25 protein-coding genes are annotated in these 25,025 nt (G+C 53.7%); 16 read left to right on the top strand and 9 right to left on the bottom strand.

Annotation, left to right across the window (positions count from 1 at the left end; all coding sequences use genetic code 11):
• Positions 1 to 72 precede the first annotated feature (72 nt).
• The 7 genes from GN278_14670 to GN278_14640 all read left to right on the top strand — a co-directional run bounded on the left by GN278_14670 (position 73) and on the right by GN278_14640 (position 6,588).
• A complete protein-coding gene (locus GN278_14670; protein ID XAT61893.1) occupies positions 73 to 1,959 on the top strand; it encodes a hypothetical protein in 1,887 nt (628 codons plus the stop codon).
• 187 nt (positions 1,960 to 2,146) lie between these two features.
• Complete coding sequence (locus GN278_14665; protein XAT61892.1) at positions 2,147 to 2,641, top strand: NUDIX domain-containing protein; 495 nt, start codon at positions 2,147 to 2,149, stop codon at positions 2,639 to 2,641.
• Complete coding sequence (locus GN278_14660; GenBank protein XAT61891.1) at positions 2,638 to 3,093, top strand: YaiI/YqxD family protein; 456 nt, start codon at positions 2,638 to 2,640, stop codon at positions 3,091 to 3,093. The genes GN278_14665 and GN278_14660 overlap by 4 nt, the downstream gene beginning before the upstream one ends.
• Before the next feature lie 35 nt (positions 3,094 to 3,128).
• Positions 3,129 to 4,094, top strand: a complete 966-nt coding sequence (locus tag GN278_14655; GenBank protein ID XAT61890.1) for an EamA family transporter — start codon at positions 3,129 to 3,131, stop codon at positions 4,092 to 4,094.
• A 30-nt stretch (positions 4,095 to 4,124) separates the two neighbouring features.
• Positions 4,125 to 4,748, top strand: coding sequence for an HAD-IA family hydrolase (locus GN278_14650; GenBank protein XAT61889.1), 624 nt, complete (start codon positions 4,125 to 4,127; stop codon positions 4,746 to 4,748).
• Entirely contained in the window at positions 4,745 to 5,662 is a 918-nt protein-coding gene (locus GN278_14645) for an ornithine cyclodeaminase (protein XAT61888.1), read from the top strand. The genes GN278_14650 and GN278_14645 overlap by 4 nt, the downstream gene beginning before the upstream one ends.
• Entirely contained in the window at positions 5,659 to 6,588 is a 930-nt protein-coding gene (locus tag GN278_14640; GenBank protein XAT61887.1) for an alpha/beta fold hydrolase, read from the top strand. Before GN278_14645 ends, GN278_14640 begins: the two co-directional genes overlap by 4 nt.
• Before the next feature lie 90 nt (positions 6,589 to 6,678).
• Here GN278_14640 and GN278_14635 read toward each other — a convergent pair whose 3' ends face one another.
• Positions 6,679 to 7,917 carry an MFS transporter gene (locus GN278_14635; GenBank protein ID XAT61886.1) on the bottom strand — a complete coding sequence of 413 codons (1,239 nt, stop codon included), beginning with the start codon at positions 7,915 to 7,917 and terminating at the stop codon, positions 6,679 to 6,681.
• A gap of 132 nt (positions 7,918 to 8,049) precedes the next feature.
• On the opposite strand from GN278_14635, the gene zapE reads away from it, so the two are divergent.
• Positions 8,050 to 9,105 (top strand): cell division protein ZapE, encoded by a 1,056-nt coding sequence (zapE, locus tag GN278_14630; GenBank protein XAT61885.1) that lies wholly within the window; start codon positions 8,050 to 8,052, stop codon positions 9,103 to 9,105.
• A 33-nt stretch (positions 9,106 to 9,138) separates the two neighbouring features.
• Here the strand turns inward: zapE and GN278_14625 are convergent, their stop codons facing one another.
• The 4 genes from GN278_14625 to GN278_14610 all read right to left on the bottom strand — a co-directional run bounded on the left by GN278_14625 (position 9,139) and on the right by GN278_14610 (position 13,441).
• Entirely contained in the window at positions 9,139 to 10,425 is a 1,287-nt protein-coding gene (locus GN278_14625; GenBank protein XAT61884.1) for a bifunctional folylpolyglutamate synthase/dihydrofolate synthase, read from the bottom strand.
• On the bottom strand, positions 10,422 to 11,372 hold the full coding sequence (locus tag GN278_14620) for an acetyl-CoA carboxylase carboxyltransferase subunit beta (GenBank protein ID XAT61883.1): 951 nt from the start codon (positions 11,370 to 11,372) through the stop codon (positions 10,422 to 10,424). The genes GN278_14625 and GN278_14620 overlap by 4 nt, the downstream gene beginning before the upstream one ends.
• A 116-nt stretch (positions 11,373 to 11,488) precedes the next feature.
• The gene (locus GN278_14615) at positions 11,489 to 12,430 is read right to left on the bottom strand and encodes a fatty acid desaturase (GenBank protein ID XAT61882.1); all 942 of its coding nucleotides are present in this window, start codon (positions 12,428 to 12,430) and stop codon (positions 11,489 to 11,491) included.
• A gap of 66 nt (positions 12,431 to 12,496) precedes the next feature.
• The gene (locus GN278_14610) at positions 12,497 to 13,441 is read right to left on the bottom strand and encodes a CPBP family intramembrane metalloprotease (protein XAT61881.1); all 945 of its coding nucleotides are present in this window, start codon (positions 13,439 to 13,441) and stop codon (positions 12,497 to 12,499) included.
• Between the two features lie 223 nt (positions 13,442 to 13,664).
• Here GN278_14610 and ilvD point away from each other — a divergent pair, with 223 nt between their 5' ends.
• From ilvD to GN278_14580, 6 genes are all read left to right on the top strand, one after another.
• Positions 13,665 to 15,392 (top strand): dihydroxy-acid dehydratase, encoded by a 1,728-nt coding sequence (gene ilvD / locus GN278_14605; GenBank protein XAT61880.1) that lies wholly within the window; start codon positions 13,665 to 13,667, stop codon positions 15,390 to 15,392.
• 4 nt (positions 15,393 to 15,396) lie between these two features.
• The gene (locus GN278_14600) at positions 15,397 to 16,062 is read left to right on the top strand and encodes a hypothetical protein (protein XAT61879.1); all 666 of its coding nucleotides are present in this window, start codon (positions 15,397 to 15,399) and stop codon (positions 16,060 to 16,062) included.
• Between the two features lie 90 nt (positions 16,063 to 16,152).
• Positions 16,153 to 16,914 (top strand): hypothetical protein, encoded by a 762-nt coding sequence (locus GN278_14595; protein ID XAT61878.1) that lies wholly within the window; start codon positions 16,153 to 16,155, stop codon positions 16,912 to 16,914.
• 11 nt (positions 16,915 to 16,925) lie between these two features.
• Positions 16,926 to 17,300 (top strand): hypothetical protein, encoded by a 375-nt coding sequence (locus tag GN278_14590; GenBank protein XAT61877.1) that lies wholly within the window; start codon positions 16,926 to 16,928, stop codon positions 17,298 to 17,300.
• 84 nt (positions 17,301 to 17,384) lie between these two features.
• The gene (locus tag GN278_14585) at positions 17,385 to 19,418 is read left to right on the top strand and encodes an FAD-dependent oxidoreductase (GenBank protein XAT61876.1); all 2,034 of its coding nucleotides are present in this window, start codon (positions 17,385 to 17,387) and stop codon (positions 19,416 to 19,418) included.
• Positions 19,419 to 19,530: 112 nt separating this feature from the next.
• Complete coding sequence (locus tag GN278_14580) at positions 19,531 to 20,436, top strand: LysR family transcriptional regulator (GenBank protein ID XAT61875.1); 906 nt, start codon at positions 19,531 to 19,533, stop codon at positions 20,434 to 20,436.
• A gap of 1 nt (position 20,437) precedes the next feature.
• Here the strand turns inward: GN278_14580 and GN278_14575 are convergent, their stop codons facing one another.
• Genes GN278_14575 through GN278_14560 form a run of 4 tightly spaced genes read right to left on the bottom strand, consistent with a single transcriptional unit; the run spans position 20,438 to position 23,379 of the window.
• Positions 20,438 to 21,379, bottom strand: a complete 942-nt coding sequence (locus GN278_14575; protein XAT61874.1) for an OmpA family protein — start codon at positions 21,377 to 21,379, stop codon at positions 20,438 to 20,440.
• Complete coding sequence (locus tag GN278_14570) at positions 21,351 to 21,923, bottom strand: peroxidase-related enzyme (GenBank protein ID XAT61873.1); 573 nt, start codon at positions 21,921 to 21,923, stop codon at positions 21,351 to 21,353. Before GN278_14570 ends, GN278_14575 begins: the two co-directional genes overlap by 29 nt.
• Positions 21,920 to 22,660 carry a GNAT family N-acetyltransferase gene (locus GN278_14565; GenBank protein XAT61872.1) on the bottom strand — a complete coding sequence of 247 codons (741 nt, stop codon included), beginning with the start codon at positions 22,658 to 22,660 and terminating at the stop codon, positions 21,920 to 21,922. The genes GN278_14570 and GN278_14565 overlap by 4 nt, the downstream gene beginning before the upstream one ends.
• Positions 22,657 to 23,379: a competence/damage-inducible protein A gene (locus GN278_14560; GenBank protein XAT61871.1), complete on the bottom strand. Its 723-nt coding sequence runs from the start codon at positions 23,377 to 23,379 to the stop codon at positions 22,657 to 22,659. The genes GN278_14565 and GN278_14560 overlap by 4 nt, the downstream gene beginning before the upstream one ends.
• A 44-nt stretch (positions 23,380 to 23,423) precedes the next feature.
• On the opposite strand from GN278_14560, the gene sfsA reads away from it, so the two are divergent.
• Positions 23,424 to 24,128 (top strand): DNA/RNA nuclease SfsA, encoded by a 705-nt coding sequence (gene sfsA / locus GN278_14555; GenBank protein ID XAT61870.1) that lies wholly within the window; start codon positions 23,424 to 23,426, stop codon positions 24,126 to 24,128.
• Positions 24,129 to 24,264: 136 nt separating this feature from the next.
• Complete coding sequence (gene map, locus GN278_14550; GenBank protein ID XAT62690.1) at positions 24,265 to 25,011, top strand: type I methionyl aminopeptidase; 747 nt, start codon at positions 24,265 to 24,267, stop codon at positions 25,009 to 25,011.
• Positions 25,012 to 25,025 lie beyond the last annotated feature (14 nt).

Genomic DNA, 25,025 nt, shown 5'->3' with positions numbered 1-25,025 from the left:
TAAAAATACACAATAATAACAGTTGTTTGCAATTTTTAAACTATTGATTGAGAATATTTAGGACCTAATTTCATGCGCTTTGTTTTCATAATTGCTCTCTTTGCAACCCTTGCTGTTCCTTTGTCTGCGCAGGATTTTGATAAAGGGCTACTTGCCGCACAGCGCGGTGATTTTGCGACAGCCCTCAAAGTGTGGCGGCCATTGGCCGAAGAAGGAGATCCTGTTGCCCAAAAAAATCTGGGTTTGATGTACTACAATGGCGACGGTGTTGCGAAAGATGACAAAAAAGCCGCTTATTGGTACAGACTGGCCGCTGAGCAAGGGGATGTCCTAGCCCAAACAAATCTGGGTTTGATGTACGCTAATGGCCTAGGCGTTGCGCAGGATTTCAAAGAAGCTGTTAAGTGGTACAGATTGGCAGCTGATCAAGAGTATGCACCAGCCCAAACCAATCTGGGTGTGATGTATGACTATGGCCTAGGCGTCGTGCAAGACGACAAGCAAGCCTTTAAGTGGTACAAACTGGCGGCTGAGCAAGGGGATGCTGCTGTCCAATACATTCTGGGTGTGATGTATGACAATGGTCAAGGCGTTGCGCAAGACGACAAGCAAGCCATTAGGTGGTACAGATTGGCGGCTGAGCAAAAGTATGCCCCAGCCCAATACAATCTGGGTGTGAAGTACGCTAATGGTCAGGGCATTGCGCAAGACGACAAATTAGCCGCTCATTGGTATAGACTGGCGGCTGAGCAAGGGGTTGCTAGCGCCCAATATAATCTGGGTCTGAGATATGCCAGTGGCGAAGGCGTTGCACAAGACAACAAGCAAGCTGCTCATTGGTACAGACTGGCAGCTGAGCAAGGGCATACGTATTCTCAATACAATCTGGGTTGGATGTACGATAATGGCAAAGGTGTCCCAAAAGATCACAAGCAAGCCATTACGTGGTATAGACTGGCGGCTGAGCAAGGGGATGCTGATGCTCAATACGGTCTGGCTTTGATATACGAAAAGGGCCAAGGCAGTACCCAAGACCACAAGCAAGCCATTACGTGGTACAAACTGGCAGCTGAGCAAGGCCATGCTGATGCCCAAAAAAATCTCGGTTTGATGTACTATAAAGGCGAGGGCGTTGCGAAAGATGACAAAAAGGCCGCTCATTGGTACAGGCTGGCGGCTGAGCAAGGGATTGCTAGCGCTCAATATAATCTAGGTTTGATGTACGCCAGTGGCGAAGGCGTTGCGCAAGACGACAAGCAAGCCACGAACTGGTACAGACTGGCTGCTGAGCAAGAGCATAGGAATGCCCGATACAATCTGGGTTTGATGTACGCCAAGGGCAAAGGCGTGGCGCAAGACTACAAACGCGCCACTAAGTGGCTCAGATTGTCAGCCGAGACAGGCCATATTAGAGCCCAGTTCAGTTTAGCTCTGATGTACTATAAGGGCGAGGGCGTCGCGCAAGATCACAAAGAATCCGCTTATTGGTTTAGATTGGCAGCTGATCAAGGCGGTGCTGCTGCCCAATACTATCTGGGTGTGATGTACGCCGACGGCGAAGGCGTCGCTCAAGATCACACAGAAGCCGTCAAGTTGTATCTAATGGCGGCTGATCAAGGCGTTGCTGCTGCGCAAAACAAACTGGGCGTGATGTATGAAAATGGTACAGGCGTTGCGCAAGACAACAAAGAAGCCATTAAGTGGTATAAACTGGCCGCTGAGCAAGGGCACGAGGAAGCTCAGTACCAACTGGGTGTGGTCTATGACAATGGCGAAGGCGTCGCTCAAGACACTATTTTGGCCTATATGTGGTTCAATTTAAGTGCTGCTAATGGGAATGAGAATGGGGAACAGGCTAAAGATTTTGTAGAAAAACAAATGACCTCTCAAGAAATTGAAAAAGCCAAAGCGATGGCCAGAACATGCATGGATAGCAATTACCAAGACTGCGGGTATTGAGAAAAGTTGCTTGATAGGATTTGCATTATAGCTGCGGGTCCACTGAAGCAGCCGCACCTGAAATCATTTGAAACGTCATGCCATTGCCGCAAAGCTGACAAGAACATACGGGTATTTTTGCCCTCACTGGCTGGACTTTATTGCAAGCCCGATGCAAAGGATGGTGTGATCGGTAAGGGAAAATATAATGGCGCAGACTGACTTAAGCCGTACATCGAAACAGCGCTTGGCGATTGTGTCCGATGCAGTTTCGGTGTTTTTGCTGCAACATCACGGATCAGAGGTCAAAGTACTTTTGATGCGGCGGGCCACCACGATGAAGGGCACATGGTGTCAGGTGGCCGGGGGCATCGAAGCCGGTGAAAAAGCATGGCAGGCCGCGCTGCGCGAAGTGCGCGAAGAAACCGGCATCATACTGGGTTCGCTGTGGTCAGGCGATATTGTCGAGCAATTCTATGAACCCCACAGAGATCGGATCGCGATGTTACCCGTTTTTGTAGGATTTGTTGCGCCGCAGATTGAGGTTCAACTGAATGACGAGCATGACGCTTATGAGTGGCTGGATTTTGACGCCGCCTGCGCCCGTGTTACCTTTCCCGGTCAGCGCCATACCCTGCGCACGATTGAGGCCGAGTTTGTGGCCCGTGACCCCGATCCGGTGCTGCGGATCGACATCGCATGACCGCGCTTTATATCGATGCGGATGCCTGTCCGGTCAAAGCCGAAGCCGAGCGTGTGGCCAGCCGTCATCAGGTCAAAATGTATGTTGTCAGCAACGGCGGCTTGCGCCCTTCGCAAAATCCACTGGTGGAAACCATTATTGTTCCCGATGGGCCCGATGTGGCCGACATGTGGATTGCTGAGCGCGCAGGGGTTGGCGATGTGGTGATCACCGGCGATATCCCACTGGCGGCGAAATGTATCGAAGGCGGCGCGCTGGTGCTCAAGCACAACGGTGAAGCGCTGACGGCGGCCAATATCGGCAATGTTCTGGCAACCCGTGATTTGATGACGGATTTAAGGGCTGCGGATCCGTTTCGCCAAGGCGGCGGAAAAAGCTTTACAAAATCCGATCGTTCGCGTTTTCTGAACGCATTAGAAACCACCCTGCGCAAAGCCAAAGCAGGACCCTAATAATTTTAAATACCCCATAATTTATCGGAGACCGCATGCAGGCCAATAGTGCCAGAACGAACCTTATAGGTGCGCTATGCGCCATCGGTGCGATGTTTTGCTTTTCGCTCAACGATGTGGCGATCAAATTGCTAAGCGATGCCTATCCGCTGCATCAGGTGGTCTTGGTGCGCACTTTGATCGGTATGGCGGTGTTTTTCGCGCTTATCATGCCCTTTAGCGGTGGTCTGCGCTGCTTGCGCACCAAACGCTTAAAAATGCATTTGGTGCGCGGCTTCTGCGTGGTTTTGGCCAATACGTTTTTCTTTATGGGACTGGCTGCCATGCCCATCGCCGATGCGGTGGCGATATTTTTCATCAGCCCCTTGGTCATCACGGTATTTTCAGTGATCTTTTTGGGCGAAACTGTTGGCCCAAGACGCTGGAGCGCGGTGGCGCTCGGCCTGATCGGGGTGATGTTTATCGTGCGGCCCGGCACCAGCACCTTTCAACTGGTATCCTTGCTGCCGATGCTTGCAGCGGTGTGCTATGCCACGCTCAATGTGCTGACCCGCAGGCTCGGAGTGACTGAAAGCGCCGCTACGTTGACATTTTACATTCAAGTGACCTTCCTATTCGTTTCCGCAATGGTCGGGTTGGGGTTGGGCGACGGCCGGTTTGACACTGGAAGCAATGTTTCGCTAACCTTTTTGCTACGCGAGTGGCAAAGCCCTGCCGTGGCTGACTATTGGCTTTTAATCGTGATCGGGGTTGCAAGTGCCTTTGGCGGTCTGCTGATTTCTCAAGCATATCGGCAAAATGAGGCCGGCTTTGTTGCCCCGTTTGAATATGTAGCCATGTTGATGGCGGTGTTTTGGGGGGTGGTGATATTTGCTCAATGGCCTGACGGATTTACCTGGCTCGGTATTGCGCTGATCCTTGGCTCTGGCTTGTTTACCGTCTGGCGTGATACGGTTACTGGTGCCGCTCCAAGAGCGCGGGCTGCAAAATACCGTCAGTAATGGATTTGATTTAAAAAGGAGCTTTTTCATATGGCAGAGATTTCAGCAGTGGTTTTTGACATTGGCAATGTATTGATCGAATGGGTGCCAGAGCGATACTTTGATGAGGCTTTAGGGGCTGAGCGCCGTCAGGAATTTTTTGAACAAGTGCCTATAATCGATGCCAATGCTGCGATAGATAGCGGCGCTGATTTTATCGGAACCCTTCAGCAGCTTGCGCTGGACTATCCACAATGGAAAACCGAGATTACGCTTTGGCGGGATAACTGGCTTGCCATTGCTGGCCCTGAAATACCAAGGTCTGTGCGATTGCTGCGGGCGCTTAGGGCGAATGGTATCCCGATTTTGGCGCTAAGCAATTTCGGGGTACAGCCGTTTGAGCAAGCAGAAAGGCACTATGATTTTCTGAGTGAGTTTGACCAGCGATACATTTCAGGACATATGCAGATTATAAAACCGGATCCGGCAATTTATGCAGCGCTGGAAGAGGGCAGCGGATATGCACCGAAAAGCTTGCTTTTTGCCGATGATTTGCCGCAGAATATCGCGGCGGCAGCAGCGCGCGGCTGGCAGACCCATCTGTTTCAAAATGCGGATGGTTGGGCCGACTGTCTGGTGTCGCACGGGCTTTTGAGTGCTGCGGAGGCACAATGAAATTTGCATATATTCCCTTTGACGAAGGCGAGAAACACCTTGACTGGATCGGGCTGACCGAAGCCTTTGCTGCCGGTCATGCGCGCCCGAAGGCGGAAATTGCCGATACGTTTCTATACCGCGACCCTGATACACTTTTATCGCGGTCTGCATGGATTGACGGGCTGGGACTTGCGGTAAAATCAGCCACTGTTTTCCCGCAAAACCCAAGCCGTGGCATGCCGATGGTCAATGGCGCGGTTAGCCTTTTTTCCGACCGCAGCGGCGAGCTTGAGGCCTTGGTCGATTTTCATCTGGTCACCAAATGGAAAACCGCCGGTGACAGCCTTTGGGCGGCCAAGCGGCTGGCCCGTCCCGACAGCCGCAACATCCTAATTATCGGTGCAGGCACCGTGGCCCGATCCCTGCGCGCGGCCTATGCCGCCGGATTTCCCGAGGCGCGGTTTACCGTCTGGAACCGCACCCGCACCACGGCCGAAGCTTTGGCCGAGGGTGATGAGCGGATGCAGGTGGCCGATGATTTGCAAACGGCGGTCGCCGACGCGGATATTATCGCTGCGGCCACCATGTCCACAACGCCTCTTATCTGTGGTGCGTGGTTGAAGGCCGGCCAACATATTGATCTTATTGGCGCTTATCGCCCCGATATGCGCGAAGCGGATAATGAGGCCCTGCGCCGATCGCGTATTTTCGTGGACAGTTATGACACCACTCTTGGGCATATTGGCGAGCTAAAGATGCCGCTCGAAAGCGGTGCTATTCAACGCTCGGATATTTTGGGTGATTATTACGATGCGGCTCACTTTGCCCGTCAATCAGATGATGAAATCACCCTGTTTAAAAACGGCGGCGGTGCGCATCTCGATCTTATGACAGCTCGGTATGTGCTTGACCGCTGGACATCTTCCCAATGATCTGGGTGCTGATATGCCTGCTGGTTTTAGGGGTGGCCTTTGCCCCTTATATTGCCGAGCGCAGACGGCTGGTGATGGATGATGATGCCCGCGCGGATGCGCCGGGGGCGTTTGTTGAACTGCAAAACGGTGTCACCCATTACCGCTATTACGGGCCTGAAAAAGCGCCGCTGGCCATCTGTGTGCACGGTCTAACAACGCCGTCTTTTGTGTTCGAGGCACTGGCCGACGGGCTGGTCGCCAAAGGCTATAGGGTGCTGGTCTATGATCATTACGGGCGCGGATTTTCCGACCGGCCGACTGCGGCGCAGGATCGGACATTTTTTGTGAGCCATCTGGATGAATTGCTTCAGGCGCTGGGCGAAACCGAAAAGTTTCTGCTGATCGGGTATTCGATGGGCGGCGCAGTTGCCACGGCGTATACAGCTGCTTTTGAACAGCGGGTTCGAAACTTGGTGCTCTTGGCGCCCGCCGGCATGGGGCATCAGCTTGGACCGCTTGCAAAAATTATACGTTTGGTCCCCGGAGTTGGGGACTGGCTTTTCATGGCGAGCTATGGGCGTAGCCATCGCAAAGCGACGGAAAAAGAACGCGTTTTAGCCTCTGCGGTGCCGTTTGTTGTCGATCGGCAGCAGCGTGAATTGCAATATCGCGGGTTTCTGCCGTCGGTGCTGTCCTCTTTGCGTAACGGGCTGCGGGTGCAGGCAAAAACCGACCATCAAAAGATCCACGCTGCCGGCACAAAGGTGACCGCCATATGGGGTGCAGAAGATGATGTTATCCCACTTTATTGCAAGGATAAGTTGGCACGGTGGAACCCGGATGCCGCCCAAGTGGTGGTGCCAGATGTCGGTCATAGCCTGCCCTATACCCAGTCACAGTCAGTGCTTGACGTGGTGCCACCACCTGCCTCAAACGGCGGTTAAACCGGCCAAACCAGGCTGCAGTATCGCGTCTGTATTGCGGCTGTATCGCGTGGGTGGGTCTACGCCGGTGAATAATTACTTTTGAACGGGCTACGCAGCGGCGGCAACTGGCCGCCCCTCACGCACGGGAAGGTGCACCAAAGCGCTAAAGGCGCCCACCCCGATGCCGACCCACCAGACAGCCGTATAGCTGCCGTAGATGTCATACATCCGCCCGCCAAGCCACACCCCTAGAAAACTGCCCAGCTGATGCGAGAAAAATACAATGCCGTATAGCGTTCCCATATACCTCAACCCGTACAGATGCGCGATTAGCCCGCTGGTCAGCGGTACGGTGGCCAGCCAAAGCGTTCCCATGGTGGCAGAAAATACAACCACGCTCAGCGGCGTGATAGGCAGCATGATAAACACGGCGGCTATCACCGTGCGGCCAAAATAAATACCCGATAAAAGATATTTTTTGGCAATCTTATTACCCAGATGGCCGGCCAAAAGGGTCCCGGCCACATTGGCAATGCCGATCAAAGAGAGGGCAAAGGCGCCCAAGGCAGAGGTTGTGGTAATTCCAAGGCTGTTCAGCGGACTGCTGGGGGCCAGCGGGCCGCACATTTCAGTAATCATCGCTGGGAAATGTGCCGAGATAAATCCGAGTTGATAGCCGCAGCTGAAAAACCCGAAAAAGATCATGGCAAAGCTGGGATCGCGCATCGCGTCGCGCAACACCTCACCCATCGATTGTTCTATCTCGTCTTTATCTGCTAGTGCAGGCGCGCGCATCAACGGCAGGATTAGCAAGCTGCCAAGAATTGCGGCGGCAAAAAGCAGAAAAACGGATGGCCAGCTCATCAGCCCCAAAAGCCATTCGGCCAAAGGTGGCCCGATCACTTGACCGCCGCTGCCTGCCGCCGTTGCAATGGCTAAAGACATAGAGCGGTGCTCTGGGCGGCTGGCACGGCCGACTACCGCTAGAATAACGCCAAAGCCTGTGCCTGCGACCCCAAAGCCAATCAGCAGAGCGTAAAATTGATGCGCCTCTGGCGACACCGCAAAAGAAGAAAGCACCAAGCCTGCCGCATAAAACAAACCGCCGGCAAAGATTGCGCGCCGATCGCCAATTTTTTCCGCTAAAGCGCCAAATATGGGCTGGCCGATACCCCATGCAAGGTTCTGGATGGCGATGGCCAGTGAAAATTCAACCCGCAGCCAGCCAAAATCCTCGGCAATGGGAATTTGAAACACGCCGAATGATGCGCGCACTAAAAAGCTGATCAAAATGATCATACAGCCTGCGATTAGCACGGGTGTGAACATGGTCGATGATTTTGACATTGCGCCCTAACTTTTTGGCTGCTGATGTTTGAAACGCTACAGGTCTTTTTGATGCGGGGTCAATTTTGACGCTGGGGAAGTTTTGATCGCTGTGCTCTTTAATTCTGCTGCGTTGGGCTGTATTTGGCAGTTATGCGCAGCGTAACGGATAGATACACCGCTCTGATTGCCGAGCAAAAAATCACTGCTGATGCGGCACAAGAGGCGCTTCTGCTGCAGCTCGATCGGTTGCAACAGGCGGTTGTTGCTCCGGTGCGTCGCGGTCTTTTTCGCAAAGCGGCCCCGGCGCCCAAGGGGCTGTATATCTGGGGCGGCGTGGGTTGCGGAAAATCCTTTTTGATGGATTTATTTGTCGAGAGCCTGTCAGATGTTGTACGCCGCGTACATTTCCACAGTTTTATGCAAGAGGTTCAAAATGCCCTGCATGAGGCGCGTAAAACAGCCACCAAAGATGCTTTGGCGCAGGTCGCCAAAGACATCTCAAAAGGGCTCAAGGTTTTGGCATTGGATGAAATGCAGATCAAAGACATCGCTGATGCGATGATCGTCGGCCGATTGTTTGAACTGCTGTTCGGACATGGGGTGGCAGTAATTACAACCTCAAACCGGCCGCCCAAGGATCTTTACAAAAACGGCCTGAACCGGCAGTTATTTTTGCCGTTCATAGCGTTTATCGAGCGTGATCTGGTGGTCCATCCAATGCAAAGCGATACAGATTACCGGCAAAACCGCATGGCAGGGGCGCAGGTGTATTTTGCGCCCTCTGGCGCCGCAGCAACAGATCAGATTGACCAGATCTGGCAGGATTTGACCGGCGGCGAAGAAGCGCGCTTTCATTTGTTTGTCAAAGGCCGCGACTTGCCGATCCCGCGCTATTTCAACGGGGTTGGGCGGTTTGCCTTTTATGATCTATGCGGTCAGCCACTTGGGCCGGCCGATTATCTGGCCATTGCCGAACATCTGCGGGTGCTGGTGATTGAGGATGTACCGCAGATGGGCCGCAGCAATTTTAACGAAGCCAAGCGATTTGTCACCCTGATCGACACTTTATACGAGGCCCGCGTGCGGTTGATCTGTTCGGCTGCCGCTGCGCCGGAAATGCTGTATGTCGAAGGGGAAGGCACGTTTGAATTTGAACGCACCGCCAGTCGCCTGCGCGAAATGCAATCGGCGGATTGGGCGGGGTGACGGTATACGGCTTATGGGCAGCTCGGCACCGTTTTAGTGATGTTCACGCAGTACCGCACCGGCCAGATAAAGCGAGCCGCAGATTAATATCCGCGCCGCTGGCTCTTGCACGACAATACGGCGAACCGCTTCGATGGTGCTTTCAGCCGCCTGCGCTTGCAGGCCATGCTCGGCGGTGAAGGCAGCGGCCAATGCGGCGGTTTCATCAGCTTTTAGCGTATTGAGCTCGCCGGGGATGGAAACGCCATAGAGCCCCTGCGCAACGCTGGCCAGCGGGCGCATATATCCTGCGACATCTTTGGTATTGAGCATCCCACAGATTAAATAGGTCGGCTGTTTGGGCAGGGTGGCCAGATGCGTGGCAATTGCTTTGCTCGCCGCTGGATTGTGACCGCCATCCAGCCATAGCTCGGCCTGCGGTGCGGCTTCAACCAGCGGGCCGCCGCGCAGCCGCTGCATTCGCGCCAGCCATTGCGCCGTGCTGACGGCCTGTTCGCAAATCTCATTGGGCTGACCAAGCTGGCGCAGCGCCGCTATGGCGGTGCCGGCATTTTGCAGCTGATGCGCCCCGGGCAGGTTGGGCAGCGGCAAATCCAGAAGACCACGCTCGTCTTGGTAAATCATCCGGCCGTATTCAGTGCTGACATGCCAGTGCTGGCCATGCACGATCAGAGGCGCGCCAAGCGCGTTTGCTTTGGTTTCGATCACCTCAAGCGCGGCATCAGATTGCGGGCCCAACACCAGCGGCACGCCGCGTTTTATGATGCCGGCCTTTTCACCGGCAATTTCCGGCAGGGTTTCGCCCAGAAACTGTTGGTGGTCTATCGACACCGGCGTAATGATGCTGAGCGCTGGCTTTGCGATCACATTGGTGGCATCCAGACGGCCGCCAAGTCCGACCTCAAGCAGGGTATAGTCGGCCGTACTGCGCGCCATGCCCAGTAGCGCGGCGCAGGTGGTGATTTCAAAATAGGTAATATCCGCGCCATCGTTGGCTTTATAGCATTCATCCAGCAGCGCTGTCAGATCAGGCTCTGAGATCAATCTGCCCGCCAGCCGGATACGTTCGTGAAACCGTGCCAGATGCGGCGAGGTATAGGCATGCACGCACTTGTCTGCTGCCTCTAACCCCGCTCTGATCATGGCCAAAGTGCTGCCCTTGCCGTTTGTTCCTGCAATATGCACCACGGGCGGCACAGTGTTTTGCGGATTGTCCAAAGCGGCCAGCAGCCGCCAGACGCGGTCTAATGTCAGGTCGATAACCTTTGGGTGCAGAGCCATCATCCGCTCAAGGATGATGTCGGATCCAGCTGCGGTCATGGGGCGGTCTTAGCCGCGTCTTTTGCTGTGTCCTTTGCGGGTTCTGCCGCTGGCGCCGCAGGGGTGTCAGGCTTTGGCAAATCCCCTTTGACCGCCGGACTTAGACCCAGCAGCATCCGAATGATGGTGACCAGCTCATCGCGCATATCCCCGCGCGGGGTCACGCGGTCGAGCATGCCATGATCCAGAAGGTATTCGGCCCGTTGAAAGCCCTCGGGCAGCTTTTCGCGAATTGTTTGTTCAATCACCCGTGGTCCGGCAAAGCAAATCAATGCATTGGGTTCGGCAATATGCACATCGCCTAGCATCGCATAGGATGCGGTAACGCCGCCGGTGGTCGGATGGGTCAGCACGACGATATAGGGCAGGCCGGCTTCTTTGAGCATTTGCACCGCCACCGTGGTGCGCGGCATTTGCATCAAGCTTAAAATGCCCTCTTGCATCCGTGCGCCGCCGGCTGCGGAAAACAGCACCAAAGGCCGCTTTAATTCCACCGCGCGCTCAGCAGCGGCGATAATGGCATTGCCCACATACATGCCCATGGATCCGCCCATAAAGGAAAAATCCTGCGCAGCGGCCACAATCGGGGTGCGGCCAATGTCGCCTTCTGCCACCAGCATGGCTTCTTTTTCTTCAGTTGATTTCTGCGCTGCCTTCATCCGGTCGGGGTATTTCTTTTGATCCTTGAATTGCAGCGGATCGGCGATCGGCTCGGGAACCGCAACTTCAATGAATATCCCGCCATCAAACAGTCCTATGAACCGCTCCCGTGGGCTGATCGCCATATGATGCCCGCATTGGGTGCACACATTAAGGTTTTCGCTAAGCTCGCGATGAAACAGCATGGTGCCACAGCCGCTACATTTAGACCACAGATTTTCCGGTACTTCACGCCGCGAAAAGATCGAATTAATCCGAGGGCGGACGTAGTTTGTGATCCAGTTCATGCCTTGGTTCCCATGTGGCGATGCGCTTTGGACTCAAATAAGACCAGTTTGACAAAATTGCAATCGGCGATCCGCCGGCTTTTGCCAACTGTTTTATGAAAACCGATGCGCAGCGTTTAGGCAGCTTTGCTTGAAGCCTGCAGCAGAACCTGCCAATAGTTGCGCCCAAGCTCCATCTTTGGCCCATGACCTTTTTGCAGCATAAGCTGGTGCATTTTTGGTAAGTTGCGACAGGGCACATGCATCACAAGATGGTGCTCAAGATGGTAATTGACCCAATAGGGCGCCAGCATCAGGCGGGTCAGCGGCCCGGCATGGGTGGTGCGCACGTTTTTAAGCGGGTTATCAGAAAACTCAACCGCGCCATGTTCGGCAATATTGCGCACCCGCAGCACAAGTTGATACCATGTGAGCAATGGCAAAAGCCAAAAGCACAGCCACCACCACCATGCGCCCACAGCCCAAAAAACCACGAATACCCCGATATTGGCAATCACCGCCCGCCCTAGCGAGCTGCCGGAAAAGGCCTGCGCCAGCTCTTGCGAGCTGGGCCCGTCTTCTACATCACCGGCCATTTTAAAGGCAAACATGATTTGCTGTGCGCGCTGCTTGAGGCCGGTCTGGCCGGTGATATCGCGGATCAATTTGCGGCGCAGCGACGCGCGGGTGGTGGGAAACGGCTTTGACAGCCGCAAATCTGGATCATCCTCGCTTTGGGTATGGCGGTGATGTTGCAAGTGGTACTGGCGGTATTCGGCCAAATCCGCAAGGATCGGACGCCCGCACAGCCAGTCACCGACAAATTGATTGAGGGCACGGCTGCGAAACAGCGCATTATGCGCCGCCTCATGCATTAAAATCGCAAAGCCCAGTTGCCGCGATCCAATGATCATGATGGCCACTGCGGCAGTAAGCAGATTGGGCCAAAGCGAAAATAGCGCCAGTGCAAGCGCAATAACGCCCCAGCAATGCAATACTAAAAGAGCACCCCAAAGATCGGATCTGGCCGCCAAGGGTCGTATCTCATCCGAGCTTAGATAGTGCTTTCCGGGCGTCATCTTTGGCTCCTTCGCAGGGTCGCTTAAGTCACGCTAGCCAGACGAGGGCCACCTAACAAGGCCTTTTCAAAGAACGTCGCGTAAGCTGCGCGCATTATCCATGCGGCGGGCCCAGATCCGATAGACTGCCAGCATAAGGATGATCATCAAGATAAGATTGCCGGACATCAGTGGTGAGCTGAGGTCAGCTTTCGTTGAAAACAGCGCCATGCCGTTCATGTTACCATCTATCCCAAGCAGAAACATCACCGTCAGGTTGTTGGCAAAGTGAATACCCAGTGCTGCGCCCAGATTGCCGGTACGCAGTGTTACCTTGCACAGCAAAATGCCCAAAGCTGTTGTTGCGGCCACCACTAGAAAGGCGTTTTGGCCATAGGTGGCGGGGCTATAATGCAACAGCCCAAAGGCCAGTGATGGCAGCGCAATCGACAGCCAAAAGCCGCCGCCACGGGCGCGGATCATTTGTAAAAGATAACCGCGAAACAGCAGTTCTTCGGCCCCGATTTGCACAAAGAGCAAAAGCAACATTGGCAGTAACCAAAGCGCCCATTGCGGCAGATCAAGCGCCATATGCGCGTTGTAAAGCGGTAGGTCCAAGAGCAGAGCCGGTATCTGAAACAGGACTTCAAAGCCGAACGCAAGGATCAAGACGACTTTGGCTGCGGTGAAAAACTGTTGCCAGTTAACCAGTTGCGATGGCCCCAAAAGTGCCAGTGGCGTGCGCCGGTGCACAAGCGGCAGCACCAGTGCAAGCGCGAACCAAACGGGTAGAAAGGTCACAAACAAACCGGCCAGGGCCATAGGGCTGTGACCCAGGCCTTGCTCAGAGATAAAAATTTCTTTTAAGAGATCAGAACTAAACCAATTCCCTAAAAAGGCTAGACCGAAGTTAACTGCCGTGTAAAACACGCTTACCAGAATAATCCCCAGAATAATCCGCCAGATTTCAGAGCCATAGTCTATGTGTGATGAAAAATCTGCTGTTACAGTGCGTAAGCGGTCATCGAACATACCAGAAGTCCTTAAAATATCTTTAATAAATAATGAACAAAATTGTTACACGCCATAGCACTTAATGCAATACACATCTGGCGCCAAAGTCTATTTACTGCCATGCCGGCAGCATTTTTGCGCGCGCGCTTATATTCGACGGCACAGCAGTAGGTCAGATCAGGCTTGTCTCGGCGCTGGGGCTTTTGTATGACCATGCAAACCCAACAGGAAAGGTTTCCCAGTGAGCAAGTTCGACAAAGCCAAATTGCCAAGTCGCCATGTAACCGAAGGCCCGGCACGCGCGCCGCATCGGTCCTATTATTACGCGATGGGCATGACCGAAGAAGAAATTCATCAACCACTGGTCGGCGTTGCCACCTGTTGGAACGAAGCAGCGCCCTGTAACATTGCGCTCAATCGTCAGGCGCAATCGGCCAAGATGGGGGTCAAGCAGGCGCTGGGCACTCCGCGTGAATTTACCACCATCACCGTCACCGACGGGATCGCCATGGGCCATGAGGGCATGCGTAGCTCGCTGGCCAGCCGCGAAGCGATTGCTGATACGGTCGAGTTGACCATGCGCGGCCATTGCTATGATGCGCTGGTTGGTCTGGCCGGATGCGATAAATCGCTGCCCGGGATGATGATGGCCATGGTGCGGCTTAATGTGCCCTCTGTGTTTTTATATGGCGGCTCTATCCTGCCGGGCCGTCTGGACGGTAAAGATGTAACGGTTCAGGATGTGTTCGAGGCTGTGGGCCAGCATCAGGCCGGTAATCTAAGCACCTGTGAGCTGGAAAAGCTTGAAGCGGTGGCCTGCCCCTCGGCGGGTGCTTGCGGCGGCCAGTTTACCGCCAATACTATGGCTTGCGTTTCCGAGGCGATCGGGCTCGCGCTGATGAATTCATCCGGCGCGCCGGCGCCCTATGAAAGCCGCGATCAATATGCCGAAGCCTCTGGCCGCGCAGTGATGGCGCTATTGGAGAAAAATATTAAGGCCCGCGATGTGGTGACATTAAAATCGCTTGAAAATGCGGCGCGGGTGGTGGCCTGCACAGGTGGGTCCACCAATGCCGGCCTGCATTTGCCAGCCATCGCGCATGAGGCGGGCATTGATTTTTATCTTGATGACGTGTGCGAAATTTTCCGCGATACGCCGTATTTTGTCGATCTTAAGCCGGGCGGGCAATATGTGGCCAAAGACCTTTATGAGGTGGGCGGCGTGCCGGTGGTGATGAAAGAGCTGCGCAAGGCGGGGCTTTTGCATGAAGATTGTATGACCGCATCAGGCGAAACCATGGGCGAAGCGCTGGATAAAATTTCCCGCGAAGCCGATGGCAAGGTGATTTACCCAATCGATGCACCGATTACCAAAACTGGTGGTGTTGTTGGTCTGAAAGGCAATCTGGCCCCCGAAGGTGCGATTGTTAAGGTTGCAGGCATGGCCTCGCAGCATCAGATTTTCACCGGACCGGCGCGGGTTTTCGAATGCGAGCAGGACGCCTTTGAGGCAGTTCAGGGCCGCGATTATGACGAAGGCGATGTGTTTGTCATCCGCAACGAAGGTCCGTCGGGCGGGCCCGGGATGCGCGAAATGCTGGCCACAACTGCGGCGCTATCAGGGCAGGGGATGGGCAAAAAAGTCGCGCTGATCACTGATGGCCGTTTTTCCGGCGCCACCCGCGGCTTTTGTGTTGGCCATGTGGGTCCGGAAGCCGCGCATGGCGGCCCGATTGCCCTGCTGAAAGACGGTGATGTGATCACGCTGAATGCGATCGAGGGCTCAATCTCGGTCGATCTGAGCGATGAAGAGCTGGCGCAGCGCAAAGCGGACTGGGCTGGCCCGCGCGAAACCATCTATGCCTCTGGGGCGCTGTGGAAATATGCGCAGCAGGTTGGCGAAATCTACAAAGGCGCGGTGACACACCCGGGCGGCAAAGCTGAAAAGCACGAATATATGGATTTGTAAGACTATGACAGCCACCCGTTGGATAGGTCTCCGATGGGGGCTGATTTTACCTGCCCTTGTGTTGGCTGGATGCATTCAATTGCCGCAATTTCCAAGGCTTGACCGAGCCGAATACGCCACTCAGCATCAATTTTCTGCAGGCGCTGCCTTTGCCAGTCCGCAGGGCTATTGCATTGCCAGAAAGCTGATCAAGGAAAAGGACGGCGTGGGGTTTCTGGTTACAACCCCATGCCCAACAGTAGAGGGCTTTGACGAGGTTGGATTGATCACCCTAACGGTTGCGCCGGCAGACCCAAGCGGTCTAAAGGGCGCTGATGAACTGCTGCGCGCCTCGGCCCCATCCGGCGCCTTTAAGATAATAAAAAAATCCCCAAAAATGGTTCTGGCGCGTATTTCACCGCAAAAAGAACAGTCTTTGGCCACAGCGCAACGGGATTTCTGGCAAGGTCTGGGGCTACGCGGTGGGTATATAAGCATTGCCACGCTATATGTGCCCAAAGGTATTACATTTACCGATAAAATGGCCACCGATATTTTACGTGATACTCTGACGGCGGTATCTGCGTCCCAAACGGCGCAGGCTCAACAAGCTTTAAAGTCCGCCCAGCGTCCACAGGCCAGACCAACAGTATTTTCTGTATTGCGTCCCAAGGCCCGGCCAAGCTCCTGATACGCCCCGTCGTGACGCAGACAAAAAATAATTTGAAGCCGCAGGCTGGCTCGCCTATACCTTGATGTGTTCTTTAGGAAAGTAATTTTTGTGCAGAATTGGTTTGAGCGGGCAATCATTGCCCAAGCATCAAAATTATGGCGGCGGGATCTTCGAAAAATACCCGACATGGCCGCTTTAGAATTGGTCCAGTTACGCAACGCAGCGCTGGATTGGCGCGGTGCGTTGGATGATTTTATTCGTAGGGCGGACAGCCGAATTTTGCGGAGCAAGCTTAGACATTCTGGATTTCAAAAACCAGCAGATGTAGATTGGGCCTGGCGACCTGAGCTATGGTCTAGCGCCATCGCACCAACAGGCGTTGCCTCGGCGCGCTCTGAGACCCCGCTGGGCCAAGAGGTTCGACTTTTTCATGATTGCAAGATGGCAGATTTGACCATCAAACAATTTCGCAACCTGCGTCACATCGATCTTGCCCCATTTGGCTGTATGTTGGAGGTGTTTCAGTTTGATGGGTCCTACCTATCGTTGGCCATTACTCTGCCCCAAAAGGCTACTTTAGGATTTAAAACCGGACATGTTGTTGAGCTTGAAGCCATTATTGAGAGCGAAAGACCTCTCAAAACTCTTGCTCGGCTGAATATCAAACATGGGCCAAATGTGGAACAAATCATCCGCGAGTTTTCGAATGATGACAAAGTGTCCTCTGTCGGTTTTGACCTCGGTTATCTGATGTTGAATGAAAATCGCATTGAAGAAATCTGGCTTGATTTTATTTTTGAAACGCCCCAAATGAATCAGATAAAAATTCGCGATTTAACCTTTTATAGACGCCCTCGGTCTGGGTTTTAAGGACGCATAATATGACGCTAAAGGTTCAAGAACTCGAGTTTAAAAATGGTCTCTGGCTCGGCCTTGTCAGTGGGGTTGCGCCGGGTTCGGATCACTTGCCAGTTTTTGATGTGACCTTGCATGGAGAGCCGGTTGATGCAGCCAAAGTCATCCGCACGCAGGATACAGATGATTTGCATTTGCATATCCCCATCCCGCCGTCGGCTGTGGGTGCAGGGGTGCATAGTTTTGTCATCACCGAATATGAAAGCTCTGAGGTTTTAGCGCGGTTCACGCTGATCGGCGGTGATTTGGTCGATCAAGATTTGCGCGCAGAAATTTACCTTTTAAGTGCAGAGCTGGATCTTCTCAAACGGGCATTTCGGCGGCATTGTGCGGATACCTAAGGGATAGGGTTGACGCTGCGTTGTAGGTGACAACGCAGCTCTATTAGGCAATGATTTGGCAGCTAATCTGAATGAGGACCCGCCATGCCCACGTCTTATCCGCATATGCTTGCCCCGCTCGATCTTGGGTTTACCACCTTAAAAAACCGCGTGCTGATGGGGTCTATGCACACCAATCTAGAGGAAACCAAAGATTGGAACCGGGTAGCCGAATTTTACGCAGAACGCGCGCGCGGCGGGGTCGGGCTTATGGTTACTGGGGGCATTGCGCCAAACCGTGAAGGCGGCGTGTTTGCCAGTGCCGCCGGGCTTTATAATGATGATGACATTGCCAATCATAAGGTCGTGACCGACAGGGTGCATGAAGCCGATGGGAAAATCGCCATGCAAATCCTGCACGCGGGCCGCTATGCCTATAGCCCCGAATGTGTTGGGCCTTCGCCAGTGAAATCCCCCATATCGCCGTTTCCTCCGAAAGAGCTGGATGAGGCCGGCATCGAAAAACAAATTAGTGATATTGCAGCCACCGCGCTGCGCGCACGCAAGGCGGGCTATGATGGCGTCGAGGTGATGGGATCCGAGGGCTATTTTCTAAACCAGTTTCTGGTCACCCATACCAACAAGCGCACAGACCGCTGGGGCGGAAGCTATGAAAACCGCATGCGGCTGCCGGTTGAAGTGGTGCGCCGCGTGCGCGAGGCGGTGGGTGCCGACTTCATTGTGATCTATCGGCTGTCGATGATTGATCTTATCCCGAATGGTTCGACCCATGATGAGGTGGTCAAATTGGCCCAAGCGGTTGAAGCAGCAGGCGCGACTATTATCAACACCGGTATTGGCTGGCACGAAGCGCGCATTCCGACTATTGCCACATCGGTGCCGCGCGCAGCCTTTGCCTGGGTGACCAAAAAGCTGATGGGCAAGGTTGGAATTCCGCTGATTACGTCAAATCGCATCAATACCCCTGAAGTGGCTGAAGATGTGCTTGCGACCGGCTGCGCCGATATGGTCAGCATGGCGCGGCCGTTTTTGGCAGATGCGGACTTTGTGGCCAAGGCGGCGGCGGGAAAGGCTGCACAAATTGCCCCTTGCATCGCCTGTAATCAAGCCTGTCTGGACCACACATTTGGCGGCAAAATCAGCTCTTGTCTGGTCAATCCACGGGCCTGCTTTGAAACCGAGCTGACGGTAAAGCCCGCGCAAACCCCCAAAAATGTTGCAATCGTTGGTGCTGGCCCCGCTGGTCTTGCCACCGCAATCACCGCGGCCCAATGTGGCCATAGCGTGACGGTTTTTGAAAAGTCTGATGAAATTGGCGGTCAGCTTAATCTGGCCAAACAGGTGCCGGGAAAAGAGGAATTTTGGGGCCTTGTCGACTGGTTCAAAACCATGGTGGATGATCTGAAAATAAAGGTCCGACTTTCTCAGACAGCGCATGCCGATGATCTTGCTGCCTTTGATGAAATCATCGTGGCCACCGGTGTTATGCCGCGTGATCCGCAAATTCCCGGTCAGGACAGCGCGCATGTTTACGGCTATCTTGATGTGCTGAGCGGGCGCGCGAAACTGGGTAAAAAAGTTGCCGTGATTGGCGCTGGTGGTATTGGCTTTGATGTATCGGAATATCTGGTGCATGAAACAGGTCACAGCGCTACCGAAAACCTTCCTGAATGGCTGCGAGAGTGGGGCGTTGGCGATCCTGAACAGACCGCCGGCGGATTGGCCGCCGAGGGTGCACAGCCGCAGCCTGCAGCCCGTGAAGTGACGCTATTACAACGAAAATCGGAAAAGCCAGGCAAGCGACTCGGTAAAACCACCGGCTGGATCCATCGCGCCGCGCTCAACATGAAAGGCGTGAAAATGGTTGGCGGGGTGAATTATGAACGCATCACTGATGAAGGTATCATGGTGTCGCGCGGCGAAGCCCGGGACGCACCCGAGGTGATCAAAGCGGATAGCATTGTTCTTTGTGCTGGCCAGCTTTCTGAGCGTGGGCTGGCAGATGATCTGATCGCACAGGGACGCCAGCCGCATATCATTGGCGGCGCTGATCTGGCCGCTGAGCTTGATGCCAAAAGGGCGATTGATCAAGGTGTCCGGCTTGCCTTATCGCTTTAAGTGCCTAGAAACAGTCCGCTAAAAACCCCGGCAATGTCCACGATCTGCCGCAGTCCTGACAGAATTCTATCCGATGTAGAGAGGGTAATTTTGTTGATGAATAGGATAGGTAATGGATCGTTTAACCGAGATGGAGGCATTTGCAACCGTGGTAGACCAAGGCGGGTTTACCGATGCGGCCAGAAAAATGGGGGTATCAAAATCGGCGGTTTCAAAGCATGTATCCAGTTTGGAAACCCGGCTGGGCACGCGGCTTTTGAACCGCACCACCCGGCGCGTTAATCCGACAGAAATCGGATTGATCTATTATGATCGCGCGCGGCGGGTTCTAAGTGATGCTGGGGATGCGGATGCGATGGCTTCAGCCTTGCGCGCGATACCTGTTGGTGACTTGCGGATCAATGTTGACGCAGATTTTACTGGCAGCCCGCTAGCGCCAATCCTGAACTGCTTTTTGCTAAGCTACCGTGATATTTCGATGACGATTGAGGTGAATGCCGAGCCTATTGAATTAGGTAATGGAGAGTATGATGCAGCCATTCGCATTGGCGCAATGCAAGATAATATGATGTCTGTTCGTAAGCTTGGCGAAACCACGCTGCGTATGGTTGCTAGTCCGCAATATTTGGCCGATTATGGCCGGCCCCAACGGATTGATGATCTAACGGCTCACAGGCTCTTGCATCATGCGTCGAGCGCAGTGACATCTGTGTGGCATATTCCAGCAACCAGCGGGGAAACGCGGCATATCAGAACCTCTGGTGCTTTGAACGTAAATGATAGCCAGTCGCTGCTAAACGCGGCAATTTCGGGTTTGGGCATCGCCTATTTGCCGAGTTATCTATATGCGGACGCGCTCAAAGACGGCCGGGTTGTGGATGTTATGCCGGAACTGCCGAAAAATCGACAAGGCATTTACATCACGTATTCACCAGAGCGGTATCTTCAGCCCAAACTGCGCGCTTTGATCGAATTTCTCGCCGAAAAGTTAGACGCCCAAAGCTTTGATCTTTTGTAAATCACTGCAAGCGTTTTATCACCGCTTCGACACGGCGGTTTCGTTCGCGGCCACTATCTGCAGTGTTTGCTGTCAAAGGAGCAAGAAAGCCAACACCATCGGCGGTAAGCTGTTTGGCCGCAATACCGTATTTAGTGACCAACCGCTCAACGACCGAGGCCGCGCGGCGCTTAGAGAGGGCAATATTGGCATCACTGGCACCCGTGTTGTCAGTATGGCCAACCAAAATAATCTCAGCTTCTGGCTGGTTTTCCATAAAATCGGCCAGTTCCTGCAAAGAGCGAAATGGCCCCGCTCCAAGTTTTGATGATCCGGGTTCATAATCCAAGTCGGAAAGCACGGCATAACCGTTTTGAAGCAGTTCGGTTTGCATGTCGGTGTAAAATGTCTGGCGGGCCAACTTGGGAAGCCTTTGAGATATCTCGGCGGTCGCTGAAGCCTCTGGGTTCACTTCGATCAGTTGAAAACTCAATGTGCTGCCAGCTTTGCTTGCCAGCAGGGTTTTAACGCTATTGGCTTTTTCAAAGGCAATAAAACGAAAATTGCGCAGATTGACGAACATCTGCGGTGCAAGGAATACTTTGATCGAATAGCGAAAATCAAACCCGCCGCACTGCACGTCGTGACAATCGAAAACAACGTCATATCCGGCCTCTTTCATTTGGCTCAAAATAGGCGCGGCGAATTGATCTATAGTGATCGAAGGGCTTTGTAACTGCCATGCCCGTTGCCAGAGGGGGCCAGTTATTCGCTTTGTTGGAACCGCCCCATCCGCCCAAGAGCCAATGGGCATTTCGTATTTTGCCACTTTGCTGTGCTCGACAATTTGCTGTTTGGCTCCGTTTGGCACGGTCAAAGTAACCTGCGCCGCAGCTGCCATGCACCAAAAGGTGAAGACAATGCAGAGGGATATCTTAACGATGTAGCGCGTGATAGTCGTCATTGGGCCGCATGTCGGTGGCACTGGCCACCCGGTTGGTCATATTAAAAAATGCCGCCACATTGGCAATGTCCCAGATATCGCGATCATTAAAACCCACGTCGCGTAGGTGCTGGCGATCGGCTTCTTCGATCTCGGCGCTGTTTTTGGTCACCTTTTCAGTAAACGCAAGCATTGCGCGCTGCCGGTCATTCAGCGGTGCTGAGCGGTAATTCATCACAATCATTTCGCCAAGGATTGGATCGCCTGAAAGCTCACGCACCGCTGCACCATGGGCGGTCAGACAATAAAAGCATTTATTAACGGATGAAACGGTGACTGCAATCATTTCGCGTTCAAGTTTGCTTAGCCCGCTGTCGGCCAGCATCAGGTTGTTATAAAGCCCGGTAAAAGCATTGAGCTTTTCAATATCAAACGCATGCGCTGTCAGCACATTCGGCACCATACCCAGTTTGTCCTGACAAACGTCAAAATACTTTTGCGTTGCCTCAGGCAACGGGTCGACAGGCGGTAGGTCGAGGGCAGTGGCGGATTGCTTGGGGTTCATGACAGCTCCTTTTTCATGCGATAATGGTACTGTCCCACAAGTTGCATCCCGAGTGAACAGTAAAGCTGGTTCGCGGCGGTATTTTCTTGAGTGCAGAGCACTGTGATCGTCGTGGCTCCTTGGCTTTGCGCCCAAAACGCAGCCTGGCGCATGGCCCAACGTGCCACGCCTTTGCGGCGCTGATGGGGCAAAATCTCAAGGGCATGCACCATCGCCACAGAGCCGAAAATCGCCACAAATCCGGTGCCTGCCGGATGATCGTCCCAGCGCATCAAAAGGCTGGTTTTAGGGCCCTGCGCCCGCTGCATAATTATCTGGCGGGCTGGCCCGATGCCACCGCTCGCCCATATTTCACGCTGGATTTCCAAAGGCTCCCAAACCGAAAACATACTGACCCTTGGGGGCCTCTCTGTGGCAATAACCGCTACCGGAGCAGAATAAAAATTAGTTGGATCAACGCATTCGTAACCGCGCGCGGTAAGTTGGTCATCCAAACTTTGTTGGGAGGTTTGCGCCCTATCCCGGATTGCAAAGAGGGCAGGTTGGTCCAAGTCCCTCATGGCCGCCTGGGCGGCGTCAATCTCATCACTGCCCACGCTTTGCTCTGCTGAGGCCGCAGAGACCCGTTTGCCGCCGCCCAAGCCCTGTCTAATGGTCCATGGGCCCAGCACGTGCTTGGCTGCCGGGGGCCAAGTGGCATCAACCACTACCCAAGGGGGCGCATGGTCACAGATCATTCGATGAGCATCTGTTGCAATTTTTTCTTCGCCGCCTCAAGCTGGTTCGGGTCTGTTCCGCGCAATACAATATTGGTGCCATAAATGCCATCTTTTTGAAACGGATAAGAGCCGATCGACAGCTCTGGATAAAGCTTTGCCACCGCGCCCAGCGGTTGGGCGACATCCCCTTCACCGCGCTCTAGGCGAAGCGTGTCACTTTGCAGTGGTGCGCCCCCTGTCAATTGCGGTAGCACGCTTGCCACCATGGCTTTAAAAACCGCTGGTACCCCGGCCATCACATGGGTATTTCCCAGACTAAATCCGGGCGCCACCGAAACCGGGTTATCAATAAGCTTGGCGCCGTCGGGAATACGCGCCATGCGCAGCCGCGCGGCATTAAGCTCTAGGCCTTGGCGTTGGTAATGAGTGGTGAGCAAGGCCTTGGCATCGGCCCGTACATCAATTGCCGCGTCAAAAGCCTCTGCAATGCAATCTGCGGTGATATCATCATGTGTCGGCCCGATCCCACCTGAGGTGAAGAGATGATCATACCGCTTCGCCAAACTGCGCGTGGCAGCGATAATATCCGCCGCTGTATCAGAGACGATCCGCACCTCTTTGAGATCAATGCCTGCCTTGGTCAGTTCGCCGGCCAGATAATGCATGTTTGCATCTCGTGTGCGGCCCGATAGAATCTCATCACCTATGACCAGCATCGCGGCAGTTGGATTTGACATTTTACTTCCTTTTCTTTTCCTTTTTGAGGGTATAGGGCCATAATATGCAGTTTCAAACCCCTCTTGTTCCCGCCCGTTTGATCCGCCGTTATAAACGGTTCCTTGCTGATATCGAACTGCAAGACGGACAAACCGTCACCGCCCATTGTGCCAATCCAGGATCCATGATGGGTCTGGCGGATGAAGGTACAAAAATCTGGGTTGAGCCAAATGATGAGCCCAAGAAAAAGTTAAAATTTGGCTGGCGGTTGATTGAGCACGAGAGTGGCCATTTTACCGGTGTTGATACCAGCCTTGCCAATAAGGTGATTAAAGAAGCCCTCATCACGCGCCACGTTGCGGGTTTGGACGCTTTTGATACCTGCCGGCCCGAGGTGCGCTATGGGGCCAAGAGCAGGATTGATTTTTTGCTCAGCTCAGGCGGCCAGCCAGATATCTATGTTGAGGTCAAAAGCGTGACTTTGCAACGCCAAGCTGGCCTTGCCGAGTTTCCAGACAGTGTCACGGCACGTGGCACCAAACATTTGAACGAGTTGCAAGCCATGGTTGAAGCCGGACACCGCGCGGTCATGCTTTATCTCGTACAGCGCACCGATTGCACCCATTTCGATGTGGCCCAAGATATTGATCCGGCCTATGCCGCAGCCTATCAAAAAGCCCGTGCTGTGGGGGTTGAGCTGCGGTGTTTTGCCGCCCAAATTTCCCCAGAACACATTGACCTTGGGGCTGAATTAGCAATTATGGGCTAACGGTGACTGGCAATTCATGCGTTTCGGCGCTAGAGAGCGGTAAAATGCTTCAAGGAGAGTGTATTTGACCAAAGGTGACCCCCAGCGCAAAACACGCGATGGTATCAGTCTTTTCAGCCCAGCAGATTTTGCCGGTATGCATAAAGCCGGCGCCTTGGCTGCGCAGATTTTGGATGAAATATGCGATCTGGTTGTGCCTGGTCAAACTACTGGTGCCCTGAATGAGGCCATCGAAGCAAAAGTGAATGCGGCGGGCGCAACCTCTGCTACCATTGGGTACCGCGGCTATCAACATGCCAGTTGCATAAGCGTAAACCATGTGGTTTGCCACGGCATTCCCAGCGATAAAAAACTTAAAGACGGCGATATCCTAAATATTGATGTGACGGTGGTTGTCGACGGTTGGTTTGGGGATACATCGCGAATGTATGTCGCTGGCCAGCTATCGCGCAAGGCAGAGCGCCTTATCCAAGTAACGCACGACTCGCTGTTTAAAGGGATCGAGGCTGTTAAGCCTGGCAATACCTTTGGAGACATTGGCTATGCAATTCAAAGCTATGTAGAATCCCAAAGAATGTCAGTGGTGCGCGATTTTTGTGGCCATGGGCTGGGCCGGGTGTTTCATTCACCGCCAAATGTGCTTCACTTTGGCCGCCCGGGTACCGGCGCGGTGTTGGAAGAGGGAATGTTTTTCACCATTGAACCCATGGTTAATCTTGGGCGCCCCGAAACCAAGGTTCTTTCGGATGACTGGACTGCGGTGACCCGTGATAAATCACTTTCGGCGCAGTTTGAGCATTCTGTTGGCGTGACGGCGACGGGGGCTGATATTTTTACCCTGTCACCGACGGATCGCTTTCATCCGACCTTTTCAAAAAAATAAAATCAAAAATGCTT

This window comes from Rhodobacteraceae bacterium Araon29 (genome assembly GCA_039640505.1).
Classification (GTDB): Bacteria; Pseudomonadota; Alphaproteobacteria; order Rhodobacterales; family Rhodobacteraceae; genus CABZJG01.
The sequence above is the reverse complement of the archived record's forward strand: the minus strand, read 5'-3'. Positions and strand labels throughout refer to the sequence as shown.